Source organism: Leadbetterella byssophila DSM 17132 (genome assembly GCF_000166395.1).
Classification (GTDB): Bacteria; Bacteroidota; Bacteroidia; order Cytophagales; family Spirosomataceae; genus Leadbetterella; species Leadbetterella byssophila.
On record NC_014655.1, the window covers coordinates 2,116,613 to 2,125,856 of the forward strand.

Here is a 9,244-nt window from a genome sequence, read left to right on the forward strand (position 1 = left end):
TCGCCCCAACTGCCCCTATCTCCCTACAAAGATAACCCATGTCCTGAAATCATCCGAAAAAGACACAAAACGGTGCTCCGCACGGGCAGGTACAAATATCAAATCCCCGGGTTCAAAATCCCGTATCTGACCTTCGCACTGAAACCTCCCGAATCCGGAAATTATAACATATAGTTCATCTTCCTCATGCGGACCTTGAAGATCCACTTCCTTTGGTCCATAAATTTCTACTGAGATATTGCCAAATCTCCCTAACTCCAGAAACAACTCTCCAGAGTCCTTCAAACGTTCACAAGCTATCTTTACCGGTATCATCTTCCCCCTGTCACATCTATAATGGTTCCTGTAGAATAACTGGATAAAGGTGATGCCAACCATAATATGGCTTCCGCCACCTCCTCCGCATGTCCTCCCCTACGAAGAGGAATACCGGATTTTATGCGATCTACCCTGCCTACTTCTCCCCCGTCAGCATGAATTTCCGTATAAATAAAAGCCGGCCTCACCGCATTGACACGGATTCCTTCGGGACCTAATTCTTGAGCAAGGCCTTTGGTGAAACACTCTAATGCAGCCTTTGCTGAAGCATAATCCATGTATTCTCCAGGAGCACCGCTTCGGGCGGCAATGGATGAGACATTCACTATACTTGCTCCCACTTGCATATACTTCAAAGCCTCTGCTGTACACTGCACAGCCGAGAAGAAATTCAAATGGAACATGTTCTTCCACCTACCCATCTCTATACCACGGAAGGTGCTTTGCAACGCTAATCCTCCGGCATTATTTACCAGTACATCAAGTTTTCCCCACCGTCTTTGGACTTCAGCAAACACCTTTTTCACCTCCTCTTCGTACCTCAAGTCCGCCTGCACAAAACCTACCTTACCTCCCTCCTTTTGTATCTTATTCGCCAGATTTTCTGCCGATTGCAGATCCTTTTTATAGGTAAAAAGAACTTCATACCCTCTTTTGAAAGCCAAATATGTGGTTGCGGCACCTATACCTCTACTACCGCCGGTGATTAGGATTTTATGCATGATTTTATTCGGATTAAGTCGGCTAAAAAATGATTTAATTTCCCCTCTGATAGGCTACCATTGATATATTCCACCTCTGTTGGTTTACCTTGGAGTATATCTTGATAGGTAGAAATGAGTTGGCCACTCGACCTCTCACTGATCTCCAATAAACTTTGCATCAGCTCCTCTTGAGAAAGCATTACACCCTCCTTTTCCGCCAGTAACCTACCTTCTTCCATGATGACCTTTGCCCAGTACAATGCCTTATCATCTCTAACAAATATACCGTTATCTACTTCTAATAAGGGACAAAGGGCATTAAAAGCCGAGTTCACAATGAGCTTTTTCCAGACAAGTACATTGATATTTTCTTCATATACAAAAGGAAATTCCTGTGTACTTATCAGCTCCGCCAATTCTATGGCCCGTCTCGCAGAACCTTTAACTACACCTAACCTACTGGTGCTTACTGCTCTAAATGTTCCTTCCTGTCCTGTAGCAAAAATAACGGCCCTATATACCTCCGGAAAATCTGTAAAGGGCATTTCCACACCCTTACCGTTCTGAAGCAAAATAATGGGACCCTCTTTGAGATATATAGCAATTTCCTCATTAACATAAGCCTTTGTACAAATAATATAGATGCCGGATCCCATCTCAGAAAGTTGGACAAAAGGAGAATTCTTTTTCCCTACTAATTGCACTTCCAAACCTTTCCATCCTAAGAAATTTGCCAAAGCCTTGCCTATTGCTCCAGGACCAATCACATACACCATTTTTTTCATTTTCAATAATTTATGCAATATTCGGGTATGGAATTATACCATAGCAGATGCAGTTTTTTAATTTTTAATGGAAGCAGTTATGGAGACGGATTTCTTGTACCGACAAATAGCAGATCCTATTGAGCAACAGATATTGACCGGTATTCTACCCACTGGTACTAAGCTTTGGTCATTGAGAACCTTGAGCAGAGAATATGGCATAAGCCAAAATACCGCTTTGAACGTGTACTATTATCTGGAAGCCAAAAACCTTATAGAAAGCAGGCCTCAATCCGGGTACTATGTCAAATATTCCCCCATAAAAAAGGTACAGCAAGCCAGCTTACCCTCTCCCCGAGCCGTACTCGCAGATGATAGTTATTGGGTTCATTCTGTGTACCAAAATATTGGGCAGGATCACCCTTTGGCTATGGCGCATCCAGGAGAAGCCTTACTTCCCATAGCTAAGCTTAATAAAGCTTTAATTCAAGCTAGCAGAAGTCTGCAAGGATCCGGGGTATTGTATGAAAAGCCTGAAGGAAATGCTGAATTAAGAAAACAGGTGGCCAGATGGTCTTTTCCATTGAGAGAAGACGAAATCATCACTACTCACGGTTGCCTGAACGCCATCTCCCTTTGCCTGCTTTCTTTAACCCAACCGGGAGACACCATCATCGTAGAGAGTCCGGTATCCTTCGGGATGTTGCAAGTGGCGAAGTCGCTTAGCCTAAAGATCATCGAACTTCCTACTCACCCTGAGTACGGCATTTCCCTTTTGGCTTTGGAACGAAATCTAAAGAAAAGAAGGATTGCAGCCTGTCTGTTTATTCCTACTTTTAGTAATCCTTTGGGCTTCTGTATGTCAGATGAAGACAAGTGGAAACTGGTCCAATTGTGTGAAAAGTACCAGGTCCCTTTGATAGAAAATGATATCAATGCTGATGTCCATTTTGGGAAAAAGCGACCAAAATCTTGCAAAAGTTTTGATAAAAGCGGCATAGTACTCTGGTGCGGTTCCGTATCCAAAACCTTAGCTCCCGGATATAGAGTGGGCTGGGTCGCCCCCGGGAGATTCTACCATGAAGTGCTAAAAACAAAGATCCAGCACCAAATCTCTAGCACCTCTATCACGCAGGAGGTCATAGCCCATTACCTGAGAACCGGTAGATATGAACACCATTTGCGAAAGTTAAGAGTCTCACTACAAGCGCAGTTATTGCATTTCCAGAAAGCTATAGCTGACTATTTCCCAAGAAGCACAAAGGTCACCTCTCCCCAGGGAGGATTTACCATTTGGGTACAATTACATAAAGACCTCAATACCTTAGAGATCTTTGAACAATGTAAAAAATATGATGTCAGCTTCGCCCCCGGAGCCTTATTTAGTTTGCAGCATCTTTATTCCAACTGCCTCCGACTAAATTTCAGTCTAGGATGGAATTCAGAAGTGGAAGAAAAATTAGAAAGATTAGGAGAGATCCTCAAAAAGGCTTAGCTCCATTTTGACATCTGCCCTCCTATATAGCTTTCCCTTTAAATCCACTCTTTTGAATCCCAAACGAGAGTATAGCCGAATAGCTGTATCCAAAAGGGAATTTGTAAAGAGTATAACTTTACCTTGCTGAAACCCTTTTGCTAAGTACAATGCAGAACTTACCAAAAATCCCCCTAAACCTTTGCCTCTATGAGACTTCGCAACCGTCATTTTCGACAATTCTACTTCTTCATCATTTCGTATAATGAGGGAAACCGTCCCTATAAGTTCCTGCCCCTTACAAGCAAATAAGATGATCCCGCCCTGATCCAAAATAGCCTCATGAGGATGGAATAGCACCCATTCATCCTCTTCTTCCACTACAAAATATTCGGATATCCACGCATAGTTCAATTCGGCAAAAGACCTTTCATCTCCCACTTTGAATTGGCGGATATAAATACCTTCCTCCAAAAACCAGGTAATGCCTGATTCTGTAGCTACTGGAGGAAGATTCTCCATAATTAGATTTGGCGAATACTGCGCTACGCAGAATCCTTTGTCTGTAAGATTCAGACCCCAATCTCCTATAGCTTTCCCCCATAAAACGAAAGCACTTCCGGTCTCCTCCGGAATGTGAGCCTCCTCAGGATCAATGGTCTCAAGACTCAAAGGAGGTGCATCTGCAAACTGTATTATCATGACTTTTTAGAAGCAAATATCAGCTTAGAAAAGTTATGATAACAGTTGCATTTTTTTAAATTATGATGGTTACAGTTAAACCTTCTTTATCCTTTCAAACAGTTTCTCCATTACACCTTCTTTGTTCTTAGTAATGACCACCCGAGCTTGATCAGTCAAAACCAAGGTTCCACCTCCTTCTCGTAGAATTTTAACCACCGCATCCGGGTGGATGACATGAGAATGATGCACTCTCAGGAATCCATAAGGTTCCAGAATCTGTTCAAACTCCTTTAGAGATCGACAAACCAGGTGCGTTTGTCCGCTTCTGTCTTTAACATGGGTATAGTTCCTGTCCGCCTCACAACGTAAAATATTGTTGATTTCCAATATAAAGTATCCTTCCTGATTAGGCAAAGCTATCTTTTCAGGCAACTTTTGCGGCTCTTTCAAATTCTCCTCTAGTTGCCTCCACTGCAAAGGATGGAAATGCCTGACCCTCTTCTCTTCCCACTTCCTTACTGATTTTTGTAATTCTCCCGGCATAATGGGCTTGAGCAGGTAATCCAAGGCATTATTCTGTATAGCCTTTAAGGCATATTGATCATAAGCCGTTTGGAATATGACGTCAAAAGGCAACTGTCGCCAAGCTTGATGCAGTTCCTGCAATAGCCAAAAGCCCGAAAAAGGACTCATCTCTATATCTAAGAAGAGGAGATTCAGTCCGGATTGAACGTCCCTGTCATTCAAGAAATCATTAGGTTTATGATAAATCCCCACTATTTCCACTTGGGGACAATAAGTGTGTAATAAATACTGTAAGGTATCAGTTGCATGATCCTCATCATCTACAATGGCGCATTTTATTTTTTCCATGTCCAAAAGGTAAAGAGTACTTCAGTGCCCTCCTGATCCAACACCTCAAATTCCACTTCCTTTCCCTGGAGGTTATAATAGAGTTTTAATTTTTCTTGTACCAAAGGTAGTCCTAGTCCTGTGCTCTTCAGAGGATCTGCTTTCTTCAATTCTTCCGATTTCGTCCTACCTATTCCATTGTCCTTAATACTGATTTTCCAACATTCCACCCCATCCCTGAAAATCGAGATCTTCACCCACTTCTCTCCTTCTTTCCACCTCAATCCATGTTTTACTGCATTTTCAACAATAGGGTGTAATAGTTGGGAGGGCAAGAGCAAAGTCCCCGGATCAAGTTCTTCATCGCATTTTATTTCAAAATGAAATTCAGAGCCTAATCTCAATTTTTCTATAGTCAGATAGAGTTTAACATACTCTAATTCTTCCTCCAGACTAACTTCTTCCTTTCGGGAGTTCATTAAACTGCTTCTAAGTAACAGTGCCAAAGTGTTTAAATAGTCCTTAGCTGCCTCCTTTTCATTCTTCATCATCAAGTCCCGCACGGCATTGATCCCATTGAACAAAAAATGAGGATTCATCTGCGTCTCTATAGCTTGAAGCGTAAGCTTGTTCACTCTCCTTTCCATCGCAAATTGTTGACGTTCCTTTTCGTCTCTTTGCTTTCTGATCAAAGTGTTATGATAGCCCAAGGCAAAGGCAAAACATGCCGTTTCAGCTAAGATTCCGAGCTGCAGGAAGGTGGCATGAATGAGTCGGTTCTCCCCCCAATACAGATAAACATCGCTATAGTTGATCACCACAGAAACCAGTGCTCCTAGTAACATAAAGCCATTGGCTACCAACAAATAAGTCTTTAAAGGACTATTCACCTTAAAGATGACCAGCGCCAAAATAAAAATATAGAGCGGCAAGAATAAGAGACGAAAACCCAAATAGATTTCATGCAAAAAAGGCACATGTATATGCCAAATTCCAATCACCAATTGGAAGAATCCATACAGCCCCAGACCTACATAACAGACCCGAAAAATCCTCTTTAAACTCTTACTTTGGATAGAAATACCAAGTAATTCATCACTGAAGGCTATATAGAAAATAAACATCCAAGCCAATGCCGTCTCATCTATGTCCTGATCAATACCTGCTGCCGTTAAAAATTGTTTAGCGGGAAGTGGAAGTTCATTCGGCATGCTCAGGCAAAAGAGCCAAGCCATGAAAATATAAACTACGTAGAGGTAATAAAGCTTTTGCCTAGCTACAAAACTGTAAAAAATGAAGAACAACAATAAAAATGTTAGGAACCCTATACTTAGGGTATTGATCAAAAGCTGTAATTCTGTCCTCTGCTTATACCTATAGATATAATCTAAAACTTCCTCATAAGTCCAGTAGGGCGGATGGTACTTGATCCCGGTCTTTTGCTCTATCCTCACCAAAGCGCTATTCGCTCGTACAGGCACTTTTGAAATCTCGGGAAAATCAGGAAAAGTCCTTCCGGTCCTAATGTAACCTAGTCCGCTGGTATCCTTAAAATACACTTCTTCACTCAAGGTATCTACGGCAATCAAATAGGTTAGCACATCCCTCCTATTCTTTAGGTATACAAATTCACCCTTCTCCTGTGGGATAGGCTCCTTGTAGATCTGCATTTCTTGTGCATAGGGTAATTGCCCCCATAACAACATCAAGAACAAGAACATAAGAAAGGGTTAATAATGCAAAATATAAAAATTAACTGATAAGTCTACTAAGTTAGTTATCCAGTCAAGTCAACATTTTGTACAGTGCACCCTAGAGCTTAAAGATTTGATTTCCAACTTGCTCAATACTCAAGCACATCATTGCCACATGAAAACGATTCTTTCCTGCTACGGGATCCTTATATTACTTATTTTTTCCTCCTGTGAAAAAGGGGATCCGGGAGCTATTGGTCCTGCCGGAGAACAAGGCATACCGGGTAAAGATGGATCCCTCATTTTAAGCGGTAATACTGCACCTGCAGCCAGCCTCGGAAAGGTGGGAGATATGTATTTAGATAAATCAAATGGAAACTTATATGGTCCAAAAACCGAGGCGGGATGGGGTACTGCATTCTCATTGAGGGGACCGGCAGGAGCGCAAGGGCCTGCTGGAGCGCAGGGACCGGCAGGTGCACAAGGACCCGCTGGAGCTCAAGGACCTGCCGGGCCACAAGGACCTGCCGGAGCCCAAGGACCCGCTGGAACACCGGGATCAAAGATACATGCCGGGAACGGAGCTCCCTCAGCTAATATAGGTGCCAATGGAGATTATTATCTTGACCAAAGTAACGGGAATTTCTATGGGCCAAAAAACAACTCATGGGGTAATCCTGCTATCAATTTGAAAGGAAATGCGCAAGTAGTAAGTTCTCAGTGGGCCAATGTGCCCTGGCAAAACAGTAATGGATTTCTTAGCTATCAGTATACCATTCCAAACCCCGTTTTAAATGCCTTAAATGTTCCCTCCATCAAAAGTCTAAATGAAAACGGAGGAGTAGTACTGATGTATCTACGCACCTATGTCAATTCCAATGAATTTTGGCAATGGCAAATCCCAGGAAGAATAAACCACAGTTGGAACGTTGAAGTGCGGTGGTCCTTACTCGCTAATCAACCTAATTTGGTACACATATCAGCTAGTGAGGCTACCCCTTCCAACTTTAATTTGATCGGAGCGCAATTCCGATACGTAGTTATTCCCTCAAGTACCGTATTGCAGGCTCTGGAACAGGGCATATCTCTCGAACAGCTATTACCATGAGAAGATTATTGTTTCTCTTATGGATATCCTCACTCCCCTGCTTTGCTCAAACATTGGAAAAAGGGGTAAAATTAAACGGTAGTCTGAGCATCGGCGCTGCCTATTATACAGGAAACGGTATTAATGCTCGTAGACCGCCGTTCAACTGGTACCTCTCCGGAGCTCCCACCTTGACCCTTTTCGGTATTTCTATGCCCTTTTCACTGGTGGTATCTGATCAGGATCGAAGATTTTCTCAACCTTTTAACCAATACGGTGTCAGTCCGCGCTACAAATGGGCCACCATCCATGCCGGATATAGGAACGTGAGGTTCGGAGAATTCACTTTAAACGGTGCCAATATGCTGGGAGGTGGATTTGAAATCAATCCCGGGAAACTCCGACTAGGCGCCATGTACGGTCGGCTGAACCGCGCCGTCAATGCTGATTCTATTGATAGCTACGGAAGCCTGGGATACATCCGAGCCACCTATAAACGAATGGGTTACGCGGCGAAGGTGGGATTTGGCACTTCCAACAGATTTATTGATCTAAGTGTATTCGGAGCTCGTGACGACTCCACTTCCATAGCCCCTACCTCACTGGTGAACCCCGAACAGAATTTGGCTACCGGCCTCAAATCACATCTGGGATTCTTTCAAAACCGCCTCCAAATAGATCTCGATGCAGGAATCAGCTTCCTTACACGGAATACCAACCTAAATCAACTATTGGATTCGGCCAATAATCCTCTCCTCAGGCAGGCGAGTAAATTCATAAAAGTCAACGCCAGCAGCGGCTTCTTTACGGCTTGGCAAGGCCAAGTGAACTATTCTACCCGTTGGGGCAACTTAAGGACAGAATACAAAAAGATAGATCCGGGCTATAGAACCTTAGGAGCCTACTACTTCCAGAATGACGTGGAACAAATCACCCTGAGCCCCTCCTTCCAGGTCTTGAAAGGAAGATTAGGATTCAACCTCTCCTATGGAGCCGGTAGAGACAACTTGAATAATAAACGGATTTCTACGACCGTCCGACAAGTCTACTCAGCCAATCTAAACATTGTAGCCAGTAACCAACTGAACATCAATCTGGACTATAGCAATTTCGGGGTCAGTCAAAACAAAGGATACGGAGATCTCTTCAATGATACCACAGCCATTCAAGTCATCAATAATAATCTGGGAGGAGTGATTTCCTTCCGCCCTGCATCACAACATCAATTGACTATCTCCACCTTTGTACAGAATACAAATGATTTGAATCGATTTACGGAGTCATTTTCGGAATCCAATTCCCTACTAGGCTCTCTGAGCTATAGCATCAATAATACTGCACAAAAATGGAATGCGAATGCTGCCATATCTTATAACAATACACGGACAGATACTCGAGAAATCTTATTAATCAGTCCCACGATCAGTGCTTCCAAAGTACTGGACAAGTGGAGGTTTTCCTTGACGGAGAATTTCCAACTTAGATCTTCTGATGGTAGCAAAGAAGGGCACACTTCTTCTACTAACTTATCTGTAGCCTATCGACTAGAAAAACATTCCATCTTATGGGGAGCCAGCTACATGAGCAATAAGTACAGTTCCGAATCCATAGGCTCTGCAAACTTTTCTGAATTCAGATCTAACCTCAGCTATACCCTAAGTTTTTAG

Annotated in this window: 9 protein-coding genes; 3 read left to right on the forward strand and 6 right to left on the reverse strand. The window is 42.8% G+C overall.

Translation table 11 applies throughout. The features are described 5' to 3' along the window. Nucleotides 1-15 precede the first annotated feature (15 nt). Genes LBYS_RS09905 through LBYS_RS09915 form a run of 3 tightly spaced genes read right to left on the reverse strand, consistent with a single transcriptional unit; the run spans nucleotide 16 to nucleotide 1,807 of the window. Nucleotides 16-315 carry a cupin domain-containing protein gene (locus tag LBYS_RS09905; RefSeq protein WP_013408735.1) on the reverse strand — a complete coding sequence of 100 codons (300 nt, stop codon included), beginning with the start codon at nucleotides 313-315 and terminating at the stop codon, nucleotides 16-18. Then, complete coding sequence (locus LBYS_RS09910) at nucleotides 312-1,040, reverse strand: SDR family oxidoreductase (protein ID WP_013408736.1); 729 nt, start codon at nucleotides 1,038-1,040, stop codon at nucleotides 312-314. Before LBYS_RS09910 ends, LBYS_RS09905 begins: the two co-directional genes overlap by 4 nt. Continuing rightward, entirely contained in the window at nucleotides 1,025-1,807 is a 783-nt protein-coding gene (locus LBYS_RS09915; RefSeq protein WP_013408737.1) for a ketopantoate reductase family protein, read from the reverse strand. The genes LBYS_RS09910 and LBYS_RS09915 overlap by 16 nt, the downstream gene beginning before the upstream one ends. A gap of 79 nt (nucleotides 1,808-1,886) precedes the next feature. Between LBYS_RS09915 and LBYS_RS09920 the strand changes: the two genes are divergently transcribed. Then, nucleotides 1,887-3,281, forward strand: a complete 1,395-nt coding sequence (locus tag LBYS_RS09920; RefSeq protein WP_013408738.1) for an aminotransferase-like domain-containing protein — start codon at nucleotides 1,887-1,889, stop codon at nucleotides 3,279-3,281. Here the strand turns inward: LBYS_RS09920 and LBYS_RS18300 are convergent. The 3 genes from LBYS_RS18300 to LBYS_RS09935 all read right to left on the reverse strand — a co-directional run bounded on the left by LBYS_RS18300 (nucleotide 3,255) and on the right by LBYS_RS09935 (nucleotide 6,517). After that, entirely contained in the window at nucleotides 3,255-3,962 is a 708-nt protein-coding gene (locus LBYS_RS18300) for a GNAT family N-acetyltransferase (RefSeq protein ID WP_013408739.1), read from the reverse strand. The genes LBYS_RS09920 and LBYS_RS18300 overlap by 27 nt on opposite strands. Before the next feature lie 75 nt (nucleotides 3,963-4,037). Then, on the reverse strand, nucleotides 4,038-4,817 hold the full coding sequence (locus tag LBYS_RS09930; RefSeq protein ID WP_013408740.1) for a LytR/AlgR family response regulator transcription factor: 780 nt from the start codon (nucleotides 4,815-4,817) through the stop codon (nucleotides 4,038-4,040). After that, entirely contained in the window at nucleotides 4,805-6,517 is a 1,713-nt protein-coding gene (locus LBYS_RS09935) for a sensor histidine kinase (RefSeq protein WP_013408741.1), read from the reverse strand. Before LBYS_RS09935 ends, LBYS_RS09930 begins: the two co-directional genes overlap by 13 nt. A gap of 148 nt (nucleotides 6,518-6,665) precedes the next feature. Here LBYS_RS09935 and LBYS_RS18305 point away from each other — a divergent pair, with 148 nt between their 5' ends. Continuing rightward, on the forward strand, nucleotides 6,666-7,598 hold the full coding sequence (locus tag LBYS_RS18305; protein WP_049781359.1) for a collagen-like domain-containing protein: 933 nt from the start codon (nucleotides 6,666-6,668) through the stop codon (nucleotides 7,596-7,598). After that, nucleotides 7,595-9,244, forward strand: coding sequence for a hypothetical protein (locus tag LBYS_RS09945; protein WP_013408743.1), 1,650 nt, complete (start codon nucleotides 7,595-7,597; stop codon nucleotides 9,242-9,244). The genes LBYS_RS18305 and LBYS_RS09945 overlap by 4 nt, the downstream gene beginning before the upstream one ends.